21 protein-coding genes are annotated in these 19,479 nt (G+C 32.9%); 2 read left to right on the top strand and 19 right to left on the bottom strand.

What is annotated here, in order from left to right:
- Positions 1-7: 7 nt before the first annotated feature.
- The 7 genes from ACY2U7_RS08535 to ACY2U7_RS08565 form a co-directional block, all read right to left on the bottom strand.
- On the bottom strand, positions 8-1,312 hold the full coding sequence (locus tag ACY2U7_RS08535; protein ID WP_461813048.1) for a four-carbon acid sugar kinase family protein: 1,305 nt from the start codon (positions 1,310-1,312) through the stop codon (positions 8-10).
- Between the two features lie 303 nt (positions 1,313-1,615).
- Positions 1,616-2,308: an LrgB family protein gene (locus ACY2U7_RS08540; protein ID WP_461813049.1), complete on the bottom strand. Its 693-nt coding sequence runs from the start codon at positions 2,306-2,308 to the stop codon at positions 1,616-1,618.
- Positions 2,289-2,666: a CidA/LrgA family protein gene (locus ACY2U7_RS08545; protein WP_461816240.1), complete on the bottom strand. Its 378-nt coding sequence runs from the start codon at positions 2,664-2,666 to the stop codon at positions 2,289-2,291. The genes ACY2U7_RS08540 and ACY2U7_RS08545 overlap by 20 nt, the downstream gene beginning before the upstream one ends.
- Positions 2,667-2,680: 14 nt before the next feature.
- Positions 2,681-3,331, bottom strand: a complete 651-nt coding sequence (locus ACY2U7_RS08550; RefSeq protein ID WP_461816241.1) for an HAD family hydrolase — start codon at positions 3,329-3,331, stop codon at positions 2,681-2,683.
- Positions 3,332-3,378: 47 nt separating this feature from the next.
- Positions 3,379-4,239 carry a YitT family protein gene (locus ACY2U7_RS08555; protein ID WP_461813052.1) on the bottom strand — a complete coding sequence of 287 codons (861 nt, stop codon included), beginning with the start codon at positions 4,237-4,239 and terminating at the stop codon, positions 3,379-3,381.
- Between the two features lie 9 nt (positions 4,240-4,248).
- Positions 4,249-5,259: an asparaginase gene (locus ACY2U7_RS08560; RefSeq protein ID WP_461813053.1), complete on the bottom strand. Its 1,011-nt coding sequence runs from the start codon at positions 5,257-5,259 to the stop codon at positions 4,249-4,251.
- A 76-nt stretch (positions 5,260-5,335) separates the two neighbouring features.
- Entirely contained in the window at positions 5,336-5,869 is a 534-nt protein-coding gene (locus tag ACY2U7_RS08565) for an HD domain-containing protein (RefSeq protein ID WP_461813054.1), read from the bottom strand.
- Between the two features lie 165 nt (positions 5,870-6,034).
- On the opposite strand from ACY2U7_RS08565, the gene ymfI reads away from it, so the two are divergent.
- Positions 6,035-6,766: an elongation factor P 5-aminopentanone reductase gene (ymfI, locus tag ACY2U7_RS08570; protein ID WP_461813055.1), complete on the top strand. Its 732-nt coding sequence runs from the start codon at positions 6,035-6,037 to the stop codon at positions 6,764-6,766.
- Between the two features lie 39 nt (positions 6,767-6,805).
- Here the strand turns inward: ymfI and ACY2U7_RS08575 are convergent, their stop codons facing one another.
- Genes ACY2U7_RS08575 through ACY2U7_RS08595 form a run of 5 tightly spaced genes read right to left on the bottom strand, consistent with a single transcriptional unit; the run spans position 6,806 to position 10,299 of the window.
- Entirely contained in the window at positions 6,806-7,336 is a 531-nt protein-coding gene (locus ACY2U7_RS08575) for an isochorismatase family protein (protein ID WP_461813056.1), read from the bottom strand.
- A 10-nt stretch (positions 7,337-7,346) separates the two neighbouring features.
- Complete coding sequence (gene xth / locus ACY2U7_RS08580) at positions 7,347-8,099, bottom strand: exodeoxyribonuclease III (RefSeq protein WP_461816242.1); 753 nt, start codon at positions 8,097-8,099, stop codon at positions 7,347-7,349.
- Positions 8,100-8,117: 18 nt separating this feature from the next.
- Positions 8,118-8,855 (bottom strand): tRNA pseudouridine(38-40) synthase TruA, encoded by a 738-nt coding sequence (gene truA / locus ACY2U7_RS08585; RefSeq protein WP_461816243.1) that lies wholly within the window; start codon positions 8,853-8,855, stop codon positions 8,118-8,120.
- Positions 8,856-8,864: 9 nt separating this feature from the next.
- Positions 8,865-9,629: a type III pantothenate kinase gene (locus tag ACY2U7_RS08590; RefSeq protein ID WP_461813059.1), complete on the bottom strand. Its 765-nt coding sequence runs from the start codon at positions 9,627-9,629 to the stop codon at positions 8,865-8,867.
- Positions 9,630-9,639: 10 nt separating this feature from the next.
- A complete protein-coding gene (locus ACY2U7_RS08595; protein ID WP_461816244.1) occupies positions 9,640-10,299 on the bottom strand; it encodes an ECF transporter S component in 660 nt (219 codons plus the stop codon).
- A gap of 171 nt (positions 10,300-10,470) precedes the next feature.
- On the opposite strand from ACY2U7_RS08595, the gene coaBC reads away from it, so the two are divergent.
- Positions 10,471-11,664, top strand: coding sequence for a bifunctional phosphopantothenoylcysteine decarboxylase/phosphopantothenate--cysteine ligase CoaBC (gene coaBC, locus ACY2U7_RS08600; protein WP_461813061.1), 1,194 nt, complete (start codon positions 10,471-10,473; stop codon positions 11,662-11,664).
- A 45-nt stretch (positions 11,665-11,709) separates the two neighbouring features.
- Here the strand turns inward: coaBC and nrdR are convergent, their stop codons facing one another.
- From nrdR to ACY2U7_RS08635, 7 genes are all read right to left on the bottom strand, one after another.
- The gene (nrdR, locus tag ACY2U7_RS08605) at positions 11,710-12,162 is read right to left on the bottom strand and encodes a transcriptional regulator NrdR (RefSeq protein ID WP_461813062.1); all 453 of its coding nucleotides are present in this window, start codon (positions 12,160-12,162) and stop codon (positions 11,710-11,712) included.
- A 55-nt stretch (positions 12,163-12,217) separates the two neighbouring features.
- Positions 12,218-12,478: a PRC-barrel domain-containing protein gene (locus ACY2U7_RS08610; protein WP_461813063.1), complete on the bottom strand. Its 261-nt coding sequence runs from the start codon at positions 12,476-12,478 to the stop codon at positions 12,218-12,220.
- Between the two features lie 56 nt (positions 12,479-12,534).
- Entirely contained in the window at positions 12,535-13,749 is a 1,215-nt protein-coding gene (locus ACY2U7_RS08615) for an ABC transporter permease (RefSeq protein ID WP_461813064.1), read from the bottom strand.
- Positions 13,750-14,523, bottom strand: a complete 774-nt coding sequence (locus ACY2U7_RS08620; RefSeq protein ID WP_461813065.1) for an ABC transporter ATP-binding protein — start codon at positions 14,521-14,523, stop codon at positions 13,750-13,752.
- Between the two features lie 81 nt (positions 14,524-14,604).
- Entirely contained in the window at positions 14,605-15,933 is a 1,329-nt protein-coding gene (locus ACY2U7_RS08625) for an MATE family efflux transporter (protein WP_461816245.1), read from the bottom strand.
- A gap of 22 nt (positions 15,934-15,955) precedes the next feature.
- Complete coding sequence (locus ACY2U7_RS08630) at positions 15,956-17,692, bottom strand: ABC transporter ATP-binding protein (protein ID WP_461816246.1); 1,737 nt, start codon at positions 17,690-17,692, stop codon at positions 15,956-15,958.
- Positions 17,685-19,418, bottom strand: a complete 1,734-nt coding sequence (locus ACY2U7_RS08635) for an ABC transporter ATP-binding protein (protein ID WP_461813068.1) — start codon at positions 19,416-19,418, stop codon at positions 17,685-17,687. The genes ACY2U7_RS08630 and ACY2U7_RS08635 overlap by 8 nt, the downstream gene beginning before the upstream one ends.
- Positions 19,419-19,479 lie beyond the last annotated feature (61 nt).

Consider the following 19,479-nt stretch of genomic DNA (forward strand, 5'->3'; position numbering starts at 1 on the left):
TTCCCTCCTAAATGTATAATTTTTCTTTTAGATATGTTATGCACCGATTAATAGCATCATTTTCTCCCTGACTCCCCCCTTTTGTAATAATATGTACGCCTTCAAACTCACCTTTCAAAAACTGCCCGTATGCTGCTAATGGAAGCACTTCATCTTTTAATAAGAGACCTGCTGTCTTGAATTTTCTACAAATAGCTACTGTTATATCTCCTCCACTTGTGTACAGCCCTTTAAAACTTGTTTCCCTTTTAAAAATCTGATATGTAATTTCTGCAAAAGCACTGTTAATACACTCTGTCACTTCTTCCAATGAACAATTATTTTTCTCCATATATGGAATAAAATCAATTCTATTTTCCGGATAAATACCATCTCCAACTACTGTAGATATAATATTCTTACTGCTTTCTGCAAGAATCGCTTCTATTACACGTTCAATTTCCTTTGTTCTTTTTGACTCTCCTTCTAATAATTCTTTTGTTTGTACAAATACATTATTTGTACGCTGTGATAACCATAGCTCTTCTAGTTGATATCTCGTATTAGGATTTACACTTCCAACAACTGCAAGTATTCGACTTTTTTCGTTTTTCTCTGCTGGAACAATTAATTTTCTAGATAATGTTGCGGTAAATACTCCTGGATCTACTGCTACAATCTTTAATTTACTCGTAATAACCGCATCTGCAATCAAGTCCAAATCTTCCTGGGTTATGCAATCTAACACTAAAATTCTACTTCCAGTTCGCACACATTCTTTCATTTTATTCGCTAAATAATGTTTTCCATGCATCAAATCCTTCATACAAATCAACGACACTTTATATTTGCTTTGTTCAGCAAATAATACTGCAATCTCTGATTTTTTTACTGGAGTTTTGGGATCAATAGCAATATCTGTTTTGTGCAAGGGAATTCCATTCACTAACATATATCCACCTATGGCAATTCTTTTCGAACTCGGAAAACAGGGAGCAACAATCGCTATATATTCTTCCCCTAACTCATCTAACATTGCATCTGTCTCACTCCCTAAATTTCCCCTAAGGGTACTATCAATTCTTTTTGAATATACTTTTACCTCTTCATTCTTCAACAGTTTACAAACATTTCTCACCCGGTTATAAGATATTTCCGCATCTACTCCTCTGCTATCTGTCGGATATAACACGCAATCACATTCTGATACCATTTCCAATTCAATTCGTTCCATGTTCATAACGGTATATGCTTTATAATTCATCTTTTTTAATAACACTCCAGTGGCATTTGCTCCTGTCAAATCATCTGCAATCACTACACATTGTGGCATATTTTCACCCCTTTCTAAATTTCTTCTTATAACACCTTCGAATGTTAATTGATGTTTGTTTTTGTTTTATTTTGTTTTATATTACTACTTTTATCAAATTTAGTCAATATTTTAATTATATTTATGTTCTTTTTTGTTCAAAATAACATTTTCAAACATTCTTTATTTAGGAAATAACTATATTGAATTTATTTAAAACTACAAAATCATTTTCTTTTAGGAAAATTTATTTAGAATTGAAAGAATTGAGGAAACCGTAAAAATACGGTTTCCCTAAGAATAATCATCCACTATTAGAAGTATTTATAAAAACGTTGCAAATACAGATGCTCCAACAACTGTAATCAATCCTGATACTACAATCGAAAGACTACTCATAGCCCCTTCGATTTCTCCAATTTCCAATGCTTTTGCTGTTCCCACAGCATGGGAAGAAGTACCAAACGCAAGTCCTACCGCAATCGGCTCATATATTTTAAACAGTTTGCACACGCTTTGTCCTATGACATTGCCAAGTACTCCAGTCACAATAATAACAGCTACTGTAATTGTTGTAATTCCACCAAGTTCATCTGCTACCCCGATTCCTATAGCCGTTGTAATAGACTTCGGTAATAATGTAACATATTCTCGATGAGATAATCCAAAGAGATATGCCAATACCAATACACTAAAAAGACTAGATAAAACACCTGATACTATTCCAAGAAAAATCGCTAGACCATTTTCTTTCAACAGAGTAATCTTCTGATAAAGAGGAATTGCCAATGCTACCGTTGCTGGGGTTAAAAGATAACTTAAATATTTCGCCGTTTCATTATACGTATCATAATCAATGTGAAAAACAAGAAGAAAACCAACCACAAATACGATTGACACAAGTAACGGATTTAAAATTCCCCACTTTAATTTTTTCTTTAAAAATAATCCAATCCCATAAGCGACAATGCTAATTGTCACCCCAAAATAAACTGATTCAGTTACTATTGTTTTCACTATTTTCCCCCCTCTTCTTTAAGCGAATTATCATCTGCGTAATCTTTCCTGTACACACCATAACAATTACTGTTGTTATAAATGTAATAACTATCACTGGTAGTAATATTTCCTTTAAATCCGCCCACGCCACTATAATCCCAACAGCTGCTGGAATAAACATAGGAGGCATAATATCTATTAAAAAATCTCCAGCTATTTTTACCTGATTTAATTTTATAATCTTTGTACACAGACAAAATAGCATTAATAATAGTCCATAAATACTTGCTGGAATTGGTAGAGGAATAACACTATGCAAAACCTCTCCAATAAATGTCATCGTTAAAATAACACCAAATTGATATAATAACCTCATCTTTTCATCCTTTATTACAATAATATTTTTTCTAAATCATTAACTGTTTCTGCAATATATGTTGCTCCTTGCTTCTCCAATTCTTCACGGTCTCCAAATCCATAAAGAACCCCAATAGAATCTACTCCACAGAAATTTGCACCGATCATATCATGTTCTTTATCACCAATCATTACAACCTTTTGCAAATCTGTAATATCATTTTTTTCTAATGCATACTGAATAACTTCAGCCTTATTTACCCTAGTACCATCTAATTCACTTCCTGCAACAAAACAAAAATACTTATTTAATCCAAAATGTTCTAAGATTTTCTCAGAATATACAGTTGGTTTTGATGTAGCAACAAGAAGTGTTTTTCCTTGTTTTTTTAGTTTTTCTAGCAATAGAGGAATTCCTACATACACTTCGTTTTCATATAAGCCAATCGTTGCAAAACGTTCTCTATATTTTTCAACAGCCTTATCGCCTTCTTCATCTGTCAAATTGTAATACTTCATAAAGGATTCTTTTAACGGAGGTCCTATAAATTTTTTAAGTTCCTCAAGATTTTCTGTATGTATACCAAAATCCTCCAAAGCGTATGCAACACAGGTGGTAATACCTACCTGTGAATCTGTCAATGTTCCATCTAAGTCAAATAAAATATATTGATAATTTTTCATCTTTTTTTCTCCTTTAAAATAACAAAGGGACGTTCCCGTCCCTATTTTTATCCTCTCGCTTTTGTTTTTACATTCCATTCCCCAATAACTTCGTTAACTGTCGAAACAGTTACAAACGCACGCATATCTACTGTGTGAAGATATTCAAGAAGTTTTCCATACTCATTTTGTGTAAGAATTGTTACAACCTCAATTTTCTCCGTCTTATTGTAACCACCCATAGCCGTATACAATGTTACTCCACGTTTCAATTCTTCTGTTATGAATTTCTGCACAGTTTCATAATGATCTGACAAAATGCAAACACGTTTTCTTCTATTGAATCCTCCAATAAAGTTATCAATAACAATACCATTTACATAAGTCGCTAAAATACTTAAGATAACTTCTTTTGTACCATATACTAGCATAGAACTTACAGCCACACACATGCCTGTAATTGTCATTGCCTTTCCAATTTCTATATGAAGGTATTTATTTACAATCTTTGCTACAATATCAAGTCCACCTGATGATGCATTTGCATTAAATAGCATGGCAAGACCAATACTTACAACAAGTATATAGCAAATAGTATCGATTAAAATATCATTTGTTAACGACTTATTATTTGGTACAATTTTCTCAAAAAGAAACAAAAATACTGGAAGCATTATAGAAGTATAAACTGTCTTAGCACCAAACTCTTTTCCTATAAAAATAAATCCAATCACAAGTAATACCGCATTTAATATGAACGTCATTACAGATATTGGTAACGGAATAAAATTTGCAAGAACAATAACAAGACCAGATAAACTTCCCACAATAACATTACTTGGGATCATGAAAAAATATACAGCAAGAGAAATAATAAAAATTCCAAGTGTTATAAATCCATATTCTTTAATAAACTTTTTCTTATCCATCTTTTCCTCCTAGTTTTCTCTAAACAGAATATCATGATTCAGCGTCTGATAAAACATTTCTTTGATTTCTTCAAACTGTAAATTAGGCAAAGTCATAAGCCACATCAACTTTGTAATAATAGATTCTAATGTCATATCATATCCTTCAATCAAATCAAAATCTTGCTTTACTTTTTGTCCAACTTCATACACTGTCATATTACTGCCTTCGTTGGCTACTTGTGTTGTCATAACAACCAACTTCCCTTTTTCTTTCCATGAAGACATTTGATCATAAAATTCGTGTACAATACTTTCTGGCATTCCGCCTACTCCAAAACTTTCTATTACAATACAATCATAATCTTTAAAAATATAAGATAAAATATCCGGTTTCATTCCTGGTATCAATTTCAATACATAAATACTATTTTTCATCTCATGATAAAAACGTACTCTGCTTTTATGTGGAACAGTTGGAATATAGCGTATAATATTACCATCTTGAATGACTGCAACATATGGAAAATTAATGCTTTCAAATGCATTATAACTCTTTGCTCTTACTTTCTTTGCACGAGTTCCCACAATAACTTTTCCATCAAACACAATGTTAACATCTTGCGACTCCTCATCAGCAGCATAAATAAAGCTATCTAATAAATTTGTTTTTGCATCTGTCACATCCATGTTAATTGGTTTTTGTGCCCCTGTGATAACAATAGGTTTTCTTGAGTGTTGAATCATATAAGAAAGAGCTGAAGCTGTGTATGCCAATGTATCTGTTCCATGGCAAATAACAAATCCATCGTACTTATCATATTGTTCTTCTATTGTTTTTGATAAAATCGTCCAATGTTCTGGGGTAACATTTGTACTATCTATATTACATACTTGCATCGTCCTTACTTCACATACTTGTTCTACCTGTGGAATATAGGATAAAATATCTTCTGAGGACAATCCTGGTTTCAATCCATTCTCCGTCTGTTTTGATGCAATCGTTCCTCCTGTACCAATCATCAATATTCGTTTTCTCATTTATTATTTTCTCCTCTGTTTTAAATTAGCATTACTATTCTATCGCAAGAACAAAAGATAATCAACCCACTATAGATTAAGAAAAATTTTTATCTACAAGTCGACAATACTCTTTATAAGCTGGAAGTTCTCGCAAATCTCTAAGTGCTTCTCTTATTCCTTTATAATACCACCCTATTATATTTTTATCTTTCATACGAAACCGCTTCCAAAGTTCCTCTTTATATATTGGATAATCTCTATCTATATCTCTTATATTTGATAATTTATCTGCTAATCCAATATATTTCACTTCCAATGGTGCTGTTTTTAATTTTTCAATTGTAGTACTTTTTCTTTCTTTCCAACTTTTTGTTTTATCCTCACTCTCATGCAATACCAATGTGGCAACCCGTTCTCCAAATTGTTTTCTCAAAATATCTGCTGTTACATTAGCACAATCCTCAATTGTATCATGTAAAATTCCTGCTGCAATAATTTCCTCATCTTCTGTTATTTCCGAAAGAATCTCACCAACTTCCAGTGGATGCACAATGTAAGGCTTATTCGTTCCTTTTCTGAATTGTCCTTCATGTGCTCTTGTTGCAAATCGAATTGCTTCTTCTATCATAGGCCACATCCTTCCTGGGAACTCCCTTTTTCCGTTATAAAATGACATTTTTATCATACCACTTTTCCATATATGTGAAAAGTATTGCCTTTGACTATTCTTGTTTTTTATGTATAATATCTCAAAAGAGCATTTTTAAAAAATGTCTAACTGGAGGATAGGTCTATGAACAAAACAAACGTACTTATTACTGGAGCTTCTCGAGGTATAGGAAAAGCCATTGCATTGCTTTTTGCTCAAAAGAACTTTCGTGTCTTTATTAATTGTTCACGTTCTATTTCTGATTTAGAAAAAGTAAAACAGGAAATTGAGTCCATGAATACAGGTGAGTGTTACATTGTTACAGGTGATATTGGGAAACCTGACGATGTAAAAAATATATTTGCACAAATCCAGAACAAATGCGATGGTATTGATATCCTAATCAATAATGCCGGCATTTCTTATATTGGTTTACTCACGGATATGACTATTGAAGAATGGAATCATTTAATACAAACAAACCTTTCATCTGCTTTCTACTGTTCTAAAGAAGCCATACCTCATATGGTATCACAAAAAAGCGGAAAAATCATACAAATTTCTTCTATTTGGGGAAATGTAGGTGCTTCCTGTGAAGTTGCATATTCTGCATCAAAAGCAGGTCTACACGGATTCACAAAGGCTTTAGCTAAAGAACTTGCTCCAAGTAATATACAGGTAAACGCCATCGCCTGTGGTGCCATTGATACAGTTATGAACGCACAACTAGATGCAGAAGAACGCCTTGTTTTAGAAGAAGAAATTCCAGCAGGTCGATTCGGAAAACCTGAAGAAGTGGCAAAACTTGTATTTGATATTGCAAATGATCATAACTACCTAACAGGTCAAATTATCGGTTTAGATGGTGGGTGGTAGTAAACAAATAAAATAAGGTGAGAGCAAATTGCTCACACCTTATTTTATTAATTTTTGTATTTTCTTAAACGTATCTGTTCCTGCAGTTCTCATTAATTCAAACAATATCGATTCATATGTTGTCAAAATAACTTCTTCTTGTTTTGCTCTCTCCAATGCGATTTCCTTATTATGTAGTGTGCGTGAAGAAATGCAATCTTCGACTAACACTGGAATATATCCATTTTCTTTTAAATCAAGTAACGTCTGCAATACACAAATGTGTGCCTCAATTCCACATACAATAACGTATTTTTTCCCCTCGATTACTTGTTTAATCTCTTCAAAAGCACTAAATGCAACTTTTTCCAAATAGTTAAATTGTCCTATAACATTTGAAATCTCTTTGACCGTTTGTCCAAGTCCCTTTGTATATTGTTGTGTAACAACAATAGGAATCTGTAGTTCCTTCAAACCAGAAAGCAAAATACTTGTATTTTTCAATAAGTCTTCTTTTTTATGCATAACAGGAATCAATTTTTCCTGATAATCAACCACAATCGCAATCGCATCTTCTGCTTTTATTCTCATATCATGCCTCCTATTTTAAGTCCAACTCTACCGGACAATGATCTGATCCAAATATATTTGTTAAAATTTTTGCATCTTCCAATTTATCTTGTAAAGATTCTGATACGCAAAAATAATCTATTCTCCATCCTGCATTCTTTTCTCTTGCCTTAAACCGATATGACCACCAAGAATATATTCCTTCTTTTTCTGGATAAAAATATCTAAATGTGTCTATAAAACCTGCATTTAAAAGTTCTTCAAACTTATTTCTTTCTTCATCCGTAAATCCTGCATTTTTTCGATTTGTTTTTGGATTTTTCAAATCTATTTCTTTATGTGCTACATTAAGATCTCCACAAAAAATCACTGGCTTCTTTTCTTCTAATTTTTTTAAATATAAAAGAAAATCTGTTTCCCATTTCATTCGATAGGTTAATCTAGCCAATTCATTTTGAGAATTTGGAGTATATACAGTGATTAAATAGAATTCTGGAAACTCCAATGTGATTACTCTTCCTTCTTTATCATGCTCTTCTATTCCCATTCCATACGAAACAGAGATCGGCTCTTCCTTGGTAAAAATCGCCGTACCCGAATATCCTTTTCGTTCCGCATAGTTCCAATATTGATGATATCCTTCCAATTCTAACCTGAGTTGCCCTTCTTGCATTTTGCTTTCCTGTATACAAAATATATCTGCATCTACTTCATGAAAAAAATCTAAAAACCCTTTTTGAACACAGGCACGTATTCCATTTACATTCCACGAAATTAATTTCATTCTTTCTCCCCCTTTAGATTATTTATACTCTACTTTTTTCAATACAAGTCCAAGTGCTGGCGCTAAAAAACCTGCATCACTTCTATTCTTCGATTGTAACGCTTCAGATATACTTTGTATAGTACGTTCGCCTGTTCCAACTTCTAACAATGTGCCTGCAAGAATTCTAACCTCATGATACATAAATCCATTTCCATAAAAACGAAAATATATTTTATAACCATGCTTTTCTATTTTTATATTGTACAGTATTCTCACTGCTGATTTCTCATCTTTTTTATCTGTAAACGCCGAAAAATCGTGTCTACCTACTAATTTTTTTGCAGCTTCTTGCATACATTGCACATCTAGCGTTTTCGTATAATGATAACAATATTTCCTTGTGAATACATTTGGTTTTTCCCGTGTATCCACAACATATTCATATGTTTTCGCAACAGCGCTCAACCTGCTGTGAAAACAATTGGGAACAAGCTTTATTTGTCGAATGCGAATATCCTCAGGTAATTTTTTATTCAACTGTTCCTGAAATTTTCTTTCTTCTATCTTCCCTGCTAATTTCACATTAGCTACCTGTCCAATCGCATGAACTCCTCTATCAGTGCGTCCAGAACCATCTATTTCCACAAAATATCCTACTATTTCACTAATTGTAGTTTCCAATATTCCCTGTATAGTCAAGGGGGTACTAGACTGTCTTTGCCACCCCTGATATTTCGTTCCATCATAAGCAATTATCATTTTATAATTTCTCATACTATACCACTACTTATTTTTTTCATATATTAAGCGAAGTCCCTTTAGCAAAAGTTCATCGTCTATACAAATTTTTTGTTCACAATACGGAACAATTTTTTTGGATAATCCTCCTGTTGCAATAACAGTAGCTTCTTGACCAAGTTCTCGATTAATTCGTGTAATCATACCGTCAATACAAGCTGCATTTCCATTAATAATTCCACTTTTCATACAATCAATTGTATTTTTCCCTATAAGTTTTTTCGGTGATTCGATACTAATTCTTGACAATTGAGATGTTCTTGCTGTCAATGCATCCACAGAAATACCTACCCCAGGAAGAATCATACCACCAATATAATTTTTATTTTCATCTACAACGCAAAATGTTGTTGCTGTTCCCATATCTATAATGATAAGAGGAGTTGCGTATTCATTGATTGCTGCTACAGCATTTACAATTCTATCACTTCCAACTTGGGCTGGATTATCCATTAGAATATTTAATCCGGTTTTTACTCCTGGTCCTACTATTTTTACTGCTTTTCCTAATACTTTTTCAGCCGAATCACGAACAATATTCGTTATCGGTGGTACAACAGAAGATATAATTCCTCCATCAATCTCTTTAGGATCAATCTTATATAATTCCAATACATTTTTAAAACTAATCGCATACTCTAATTCTGTCTTTGTACTATTCGTTGATAAGCGCTCCACAAAATAAATTTTGTTTTCATCGCAACAACCTATTACAATATTTGTATTTCCGATATCTATTGCTAAAATCATATTATTCTCCTTAACCTACCACACTTTTTGACTTTAACAGTACCCTTCCAACAAAGGTAACAATAACTCCTGCCACAATGGCTTCTGGTACTCCGTTTATTCCAATAATTGAAAGAATAAATCCATATACTGCTTTCGCTGATACATTATTTGCCATTGCATAGGCTTTTCTAAAGAAAACAAAAATCAAATTCATAACTAATAATGTATTTACTAATGAGCCAATAATTCCTGAAATGCCCAATGAAAAAATCATAGATGATTTCCATTTTTTCGTAATTTTCATCATGAACTGATATACATAATATGGAACAATTCCTACTAATATCCTTGGTAAAAAACAGATAATAATGCTTCCAATTCCTCCATAAATTTCTCCCAAAGAATAAAATGGTGAGAATACAAAAGAAGTGACCGTTGGATTCATTGTATTATTAATTAAACTTGTTAATCCAAATACAAATCCTAAAATCGCTCCTTTTTGAGGACCTAATATTAAAGCACCTATAATGACGGGTATGTGAATAATCGTCGCTCTTGTAAATCCGAGCGGGATATATCCTAGAAATGGGGTAAAGGCCATAATAACAATCAGTGCCGCGAAAAGTGCAACCTGAACCATTCCCTTTACTTGTGTGTGTGGCTTATTGCCAATTGCTGTGTTATTCATTTTTTTCCTCCTTGTTATTATTCTCATTGCGAGATACAATACAATACCGCGTAATTATAGCATGCCTAATCCTTTCTCGCAATATTTGTTTTACTATTCTCTACTAAAGCGTTGGATTTCATTTTAAAACTATGCTACAATCGTACATAGAAAATACTAGGGAGGTAAATTATGTTAAAAGGAAAAACTGTTGTTCTTGGTGTAACAGGTGGAATTGCAGCCTATAAAATTGCCAATTTGGCAAGTATGCTTGTAAAACTACATTGTAATGTTCAAGTAATCATGACAGAAAATGCAACTAACTTTATTCATCCAATTGCTTTTGAAACACTGACAAAAAATAAATGTCTTATCGATACGTTTGATCGAAATTTTCAACATAAAGTCGAACATATTTCTATTGCAAAACGAGCAGATATTGTTCTTATCGCACCTGCAACTGCAAATATAATTGGAAAAATGGCAAATGGAATTGCTGACGATATGTTAACAACAACTGTACTTGCATGTACATGCAAAAAAATCATTTCCCCTGCCATGAATACAAATATGTATTGCAATCCTATCGTACAAGATAACTTAAAAAAATTACAACATTATGGATTTGAAATTATTGAAGCAGATACTGGATTTCTTGCTTGCGAAGATATTGGCAAAGGTAAAATGCCTTCTCCTGAAGTATTGCTCCAATATATTCTCAAAGAAATTGCTTTTGAAAAAGATATGATTGGAAAACGTGTTCTTGTTACCGCTGGACCAACTCAAGAAGCTATCGATCCTGTTCGTTATATTACTAACCACTCAACTGGAAAAATGGGATATGCTCTAGCAAGAAATTGTATGCTTCGCGGTGCTGATGTCACATTAATTACAGGTCCAACCAATATCGTCCCTCCTCCTTTTGTTCATGTTATTCCGGTTGTATCAGCAAAAGAAATGTTTGATGCTGTATGTAATCATGCAAAAGAACAAGATATTATCATTAAATCAGCAGCTGTAGCTGATTATCGGCCAACAACGATCTCTGGAGAAAAAATCAAAAAATCAGACGATACATTTTCTATCCATTTAGAAAGAACAGATGATATTCTTCAATACTTAGGAGAAAATAAAAAAGAACACCAATTTATTTGTGGATTTTCAATGGAAACTGAAAATATGTTAGAAAACTCTAGGAAAAAACTAGATAAGAAAAATGTAGATATGATTGTAGCGAATAACTTAAAACAAAGCGGTGCCGGTTTTGGTACAGACACCAATATTGTAACTCTAATTACAAGAGAAAATCAAATTTCCCTTGATATTATGTCAAAAGATGAAGTAGCAACTGTAATCATAGATACCATTCTTAAAAAACTGTTATAAAATGAAAAAGCGGGAAAATCTGTGTGATATAATCCCGCTTCTTTATTATTTATCTAATATCTTCTTTAACTCAGCCATAAACGTATTCACATCTTTAAATTCACGATATACTGAGGCAAATCTCACATAAGCAACTGCGTCCAAATCCTTCAGTTTCTCCATAACAATTTCACCTATGATATTACTCGAAATTTCTTTCTCTTCTCGCTTAAAAATCTCTGTTTCAACGGCATCTATTGTTCTTTGTATTTCTTCCGCTGATACTGGTCGTTTGTAGCAAGCTCGAAGAACTCCCGCCTCTATTTTAGAGCGGTTATACTGTTCTCTATTATTATCTTTCTTAATTATGATAAGCGGAATTGTTTCAACTTTCTCGTATGTGGTAAAACGTTTTCCACATTCATCACAAGAACGCCTTCTGCGAATGGAAGTCCCGTCTTCCGCAGGTCTTGAATCAATTACTCTTGTATCTTCATGATTGCAATATGGGCATTTCATGTTTCTTCCCTCTTTTCACTTATTTTCTTTAGTATATAAGTTCACTTAAAACTTGTCAATATTTACAATTTTTCAAGAATTTTTCCTCATTTATTTCGACTAAAATAATATCTTCTCCTATTTTTTTTATACATTCAACGGGAATAATATATTCTGTATCATTTCCAAGAAATCCGCATATTCTTCCTGGCCCAGGTATAATAATTGCCTCCACATTTCCAGTACAAAAATTTACTTCTAAATCTACCACACAACCAAGCCTTTTACAATTACAAGAATTGATTACTTCCTTTTCCCTCAATTCACAAAGTCGCATATACTACTACCCCTCCTACCGCTATCTGTAGTAATATATGCGACTTTCTTTACTTCTTATGATGACATTACTTTTTCACTCTCAAAAGCTTTTGCTATTACACCAGTCAAAAGAATACCTCCGCCTAACGTAATAAAAAGCGTAATCCCATACTGCATCATTGACACTTCCTGAGTCAAGATTCCTTGTAATGCAATAGCACTATTGTAAAATGGAATAAAATACGAAAGCGTTGTTGGTTCTTTTGTTGTATACATAGTTAGTAATCCAACGACCAAAACAATCATATAAACTGGCATAACAAATGCATTTGCTTCCTTAATTGTTTTCGCAAATACGGATACAAGGGCAATAATTGTTGCATATAAAAATGACAATGCAATAATCAAGGCAGCTAACATAATGATTTGTTTCGCACTCCATTGCATACTCATTCCTTGCTCTGCTCCACCCATCATCTGCTCTTGAATGACTGGCATCCCTACAACCATACCTACAACAGAAACAACTGCTGATATTCCTGAAATTACCATAAGTGCAAATACTTTTCCAAAAATAATAGAACTTCTTTTTATTGGGGTAACCAAAAGGCTAGCCATCGTACCTCTCTCTTTTTCCCCTGCAATCATATCTGTTCCAATTGACATTGCTCCAGCAAATAAAAGAAGTGTTAAAAGATATGGAAGCATTGTTCCAAGCGCCTTTCCACTTGCCTTATTATCATCCTGAATAATCGTCTCTTGTGTATCAGCATTTACAGTAAAAATCGAAATCCTACTCATATCTCCAATTCTCACCTTCAATAGTGTCTGTCTATAGCCCTCAAGTGCCTGTACACCTATTTTATTATATGCTGCTTGAGAATACTCCTCCGATGGATTATGATAAACAGTTATCTCTGGTACTTTATCACCTTCTTTATAATTTTGAATATGTTCTTCAAATTTCTCTGGAAATACAATGTACAAATCTGCTTTCCCATCTTTTAATTCCTGTTTAATATTTTTCTCCATAGTTTTGTCTGCATTTTCTATTTGCATATCCAATTTTGTCGTCTTACAAAACATTTCAAATCCTGCTGGTTTATTTTGTATATATACTTTTGATTGATGCGCTTCAATATCATCATGCATATTACTCATAACATTTCCCATCAAATACAAAACTCCAAGCATGGCAACAATTGGAAGAACAAATACAGAAAATACCATTTTTTTATCTTTAAATACACGAACAATTTCTTTTTTAAAAATCTCTTTCATTCCATTCATTTATGCTTCCTCCTTTTTTCTCTTATATAATTCAAAGAAAGCATCTTCTAAATCATCTGTATGCGTTTCCTCTAGCAGATCCTTAAGTGTTCCTTCTGCTACTTTCTTTCCATCAATAATTACACCTATCCTATCGCAAAGTTTTTCTGCTTCTGACATAATATGTGTAGAAACAATGACAAGTTTTCCTTCATCTCTTAATTTTTTTAAATAATCCGTAACGCTCCTTGCTGTAACAATATCTAATCCATTCGTCGGTTCATCAAAAATAACAATTTCAGGATCATGTACAAGACTAACAGCAATCGCTGCCTTTTGCTTCATTCCTGTTGACAATTCTTTAATCTGTTTATGTGCAAAATCTTTAATACCAAAATAAGTAAATAACTTTTCTTTTCTCTCTTTCAAAACATCTTTCGATACATTATGTAATCTTCCAAAAAAATCAAACATATAATCTGGAGAAAACTGAGGATCTAACTTAATATCACTTGTCAAAAAACCAATACTATTACGAACAGCCTCTGCCTCTTTTAAAACGTCATGCCCTGCCACATAAATTTCTCCTCTTGTTGGCTTTATAATTGTGGCAATACATCTAAGTGTTGTTGTCTTTCCAGCACCATTCGGTCCTAGCAAACCATAAATTTCCCCACTATTTGCAGTTAAACTCAACTGATCTACAGCAACTTTTGTATTCCTTTTTGTCTTTGATTCCTTCATTTGTTTTTTGTTTAATTTAAACACTTTGGTAAGGTTTTTAATTTCAATCATAGGCGCCTCCCATTTTCTTTCGCATTGATATATTTATATAAATATATGTTTCTTTCTTATTTGTCAATAAATATTTTCTCTCTACATATAATTATATTTTTCTTTTTTTCTTACAAAGAAATATCCTGACAAAAATATACTCATAAACTCTGCTAAAGGTACTGAAAGCCATACCCCATTTACTCCAATTAATATAGGTAAAATTAATATATTTATCACAATTAAAATAAATGTTCGAACAAAAGATATTAGTGCTGAAGTCTTTCCATCTGAAAATGCCGTAAACATAGAAGAAGCAAAAATATTCATTCCCGCAAAAATAAAATTTAATGAAAACAGAAAAAATCCTGTTTTTGCAAGTTCATATGCCTTTGTGCCATCAGGTGTAAAAATTTTCACGATTATCGGTGACATAATAAATGCAAACACTGTAACAAGAATTGAGGAAACAATAATAAATGAAATACAGATTTTAAAAATTTTTTTCAACATTCGATTATTTCCACTTCCATAATTATAGCTAATTACAGGTGCTACTCCCATGGAAAATCCAATATACAGTGCATTAAATAAAAACTGTCCATATAATACAATAGTAATTGCTGCAACTCCTGCCTCTCCTGCCAACTTCAACATCACAATATTATATAAAAAAGTTACAATAGCACCTGAAAGGTTCGTTACCATTTCCGATGCTCCATTAAAAGAACTTTCAGCCAAAACGGACCATCTTACTTTAGGTTTAACAAAATACAACGAATGACGCACAAAAAAGAAATATATCACTCCAACCAAGGCTGGTATGGATTGTCCTATTCCCGTGGCAAGTGCTGCACCTTCTACCCCCATATCCATTATCCCCATAAACAGATAATCCAAGACCATATTCGCAATACCACCGCTTATTGTCAATACGAGTCCAAAAGTAGGTTTTCCCGCTGTAACGAAAAAAGTCTGAAATAATAATTGTAAAATACAAGCTGGGGCTAATAAAAGTGAAATGCCAAGATACCCAACACAATACTCCTTAAGTGTGTCTGTTGCTCCAAGCATTCTAGAAATCTGATCAATAAAAATATTTCCGACTACCATAAAAATAATTCCGATAACAACTCCCGAAAGAATAATAAACGAAAAATCTTCCCTAGCTTCTTGTTCTTTCTTCTCTCCCATTTTCTTTGAAATAATGGCACTTCCTCCTGTTCCCAACATAACTCCCACTGCAATCACTAAACTAATTACCGGATATACTATATTCGTTGCCGAAAGTGCATCTGTTCCAACTAATCTTGAAATAAAAATCCCATCTATAATTGTATACAATGACATAAATACCATCATTATCATTGTAGGAAACGCAAATTGTAACAACGAAAAAAATTTGAATTCCTTTGCAATTGAATTTGACATACTTTTCTCTCTCCTCTTAGAGTTAACTAAACTGGCTATTATACAATTTCGTATAAAATCCATTTTGTTCTAATAATTCTTCATGTTTTCCTTTCTCTATGATATTTCCATCTTTCATTACCAAAATGCAATCTGCCTCCTGTATTGTCGAAAGTCTATGTGCTACAATAAAACTTGTCCTTCCTTTCATCATTTTCTGGAAAGCATTTTGTACTTTCACCTCTGTTCTTGTATCAATGGATGAAGTTGCTTCATCCAAAATAAGCATAGATGGAAGTTTGAGCATTACTCTCGCAATACAAATCAACTGTTTCTGCCCCTGAGAAAGATTTCCCCCATCCTCCTCAATGACGGTATCATATCCTCTTTCCATACGTTGAATAAACTCATGTGCAAACGCTTTCTTTGCAGCCTGCTCAATTTCTATTCTTGTTGCATTCGGTTTTCCATATGCAATATTATCAGCAATGCTACATGATTTCAGCCATGTATCTTGTAGAACCATTCCGTAACTTTCACGAAGACTATCTTTAGTTATATTTTGTATATTTCTTCCACTAACTATCACTTCTCCCTGTTCTATATCATAAAACCGCATAAGAAGATTAATCAATGTTGTCTTACCACATCCTGTAGGACCTACAATGGCAATTTTCTGTCCTGTCTGTACATTTAAATTTAAATTTTTCAATAATTCTTTTCCCGATTCGTAAGAAAAGGTAACTTCTTTTAATTCCACATTACCATCTACTTTGTTTAAAACTTCTTTTTCTTTTGGATCCTCTTTTTCTTCCTTTTCTTCCATAAAATCAAACACACGATTCGCACATGCCAATGCATTTTGTAATTCCGCGATAACACCGGAAATCTCATTAAATGGTTTTGTGTATTGATTTGCATAACTCAAAAAACTGGATAATTGTCCCACACTAATTCCTCCATGAATAGCAAAAACTGCCCCTGAAATTCCCACACCAGTATACACAAGTCCATTAATAAATCGCGTAGTAGGGTTTGTTATAGAAGAAAAGAAAATTGCGTTCACACTACATTCTTTTAATTCTTCATTGATTTTTTTGAAACGCTTTAGCGCCCTGTCCTGATACCCAAATATTTGTACTGTTTTTTGATTTCCAACTATTTCATCAGTGAGAGACGTCATTTTTGCCCTCACTTCTGATTGTTTTTGAAATAATATATATGTTTTCTTCGCTACAAAACCAGCTACAAAAAAAGAAAGAGGAGTAATCAGAATAACTATTAACGAGATTTGAAAATGTATTGATAGCATAAAAATAAGTGTTCCTAAAATAGTGATTATTCCAGTAAATAATTGAGAAAATCCCATTAATAATCCATCCGAAAATTGTTCTACATCTGTAATTACTCTACTCATCATTTCACCATATTGATGAGAATCAATATATTTTAAAGGTAATTTTTGCAAATGTACAAAAGCATCTGTGCGAACATTATTTACAATATGATATGTTATTCTATTATTACATAAATTCATTAACCATTGCGTTAAACTAGTAATAACAGTTACCCCTACCAGTTTGATTAAAATATGCTCTATTCCCTGAAAATTCACTTTTCCTTTTCCTAAAATCAAATCTATTCCCTGTCCGATTAGAATCGGTGTATAAAGCGTACCAATTACCATTAGTACAGCAAATCCTAATGACAGAATCAACCTTGGCCAATATGGTTTCAATAAGCGAATTACTCGTTTCATTGTATCATATTGTTTATGCATGAACATTCACCTCCTTATTAGAAAGCTGTGAAGAACATATTTCTTTATAAACCTCACAAGTTTGCAACAATTCTTCATGAGTTCCACTCCCAACAAGTTTCCCCTTATCTAAGACAAAAATTCTATCTGCTGTCAACATAGACATTACCCTTTGCGAAACAATACAAACCGTCATAGAATTTGTATGTTTATCTATAGCTCTTCTTAATTTTGCATCCATTACAAAATCAAGCGCCGATGTACTATCATCCAAAACTAATATTTCTGGATTTCCCACCAAAGCTCTAGCTATTGTTAAACGTTGTTTCTGTCCTCCAGATAAATTTTTTCCCCCTTCTTGAATAACTGCATCCAACTGTTTCTCCTTTTCTTTTACAATCTCTTCTGCCTGAGCTATTCGAAGTGCCTTCCAAATTTCTTCATCGGAAGCATTTTCATTTCCAATTAACATATTATCACGAATTGTCCCATGAAATAAAACTGCTTTCTGTGGTACAATACCAAACTTTGTACGCAATGCTTTTAAATCATATTCTTTTACATCTTTTCCATCTATTTTTACACTTCCAGAACTCACATCATAGAATCGAGGCATAAGATTAACTAATGTCGTTTTTCCCGAACCCGTTCCCCCAATAATCCCAACCGTTTCTCCTCTTCTTACAGAAAAACTAATATTTTTTAATACTTCTTCCTTATCATTGTGATACATCATGCTAACATTATTTAGTTCAATTTGTACTTCACTATTTTCTATCCCCATTTCAGTCCCATTTTGAATAGAAGGTTTCAATGCCAATACCGCATCAACTCGCTCTGCAGATGCCATTGCTTTCGTAAAAGTAATAATTAAGTTTGCCAAAGCAACAAGAGCAAGTAAAATCTGCGACATATAGTTTACAAGAGCTACTATTTCCCCCTGCGAAAGATTTCCATAATATACTTCTTTACCTCCAAACCATACAATTAAAATTGTTGCTCCATTTACAATAAGATACGTCATTGGATTTAAAAGTGCCGATATTTTTCCAACAAAAATCTGCATATTCATCAGGCTTTCTGTTTCTTGTTCAAATTCTTCCTCTTCCCTTTTTTGCATACAAAATGCCCGAACAACACGAACACCAGAAAGATTTTCTCGTGTCATTAACATAATCTTTTCTAAATTTTTCTGTACTTTTCTGTATAGTGGAATGGTCCATAGCATAATCCCATAAATAACTACAGATAACAGCGGTATCGCTACAATAAAAATGAATGTTAGCTTGATACTAATAGTAAATGCCATGACGACTGCACCTACTACAATAAAAGGTGAGCGTAAAAATAACCTTAATACAAGATTTACTCCCGATTGCACTTGATTAATATCACTTGTCATTCTTGTTACAAGTGTTGCATTGCCAACCATATCTAATTCCCGATAAGAAAATTTTCCGATATGTCTAAAAAAATCTTCTCGCAATTCAGTTCCAAAACCTACCGATGCTTTAGCTGCAAAATATTGTGCAGTTAAAGAACATACAAGCCCAAGTACACCAAAAACAACTAAAATCAATCCCATTTTCCACACAAACAACATATTTTGACTTTTTATTCCCACATCAATCATCTTTGCCATAATCATCGGAACAGTTAATTCAAAACAAGCTTCCAACAATTTGAACAAAGGACCTATAATACTTTCTTTTTTATAATGTCTTAAATATTTTAATAGTTTTCTCATTTTTTTCCTCTTTTTCTAGTTCTTCTAGCTCATTATTTTATCACGAACATTTTTCTTCTTC

The sequence above is a fragment of the Faecalimonas sp. genome (assembly GCA_029264305.1).
In the GTDB taxonomy this organism is placed as follows: domain Bacteria; phylum Bacillota; class Clostridia; order Lachnospirales; family Lachnospiraceae; genus Faecalimonas.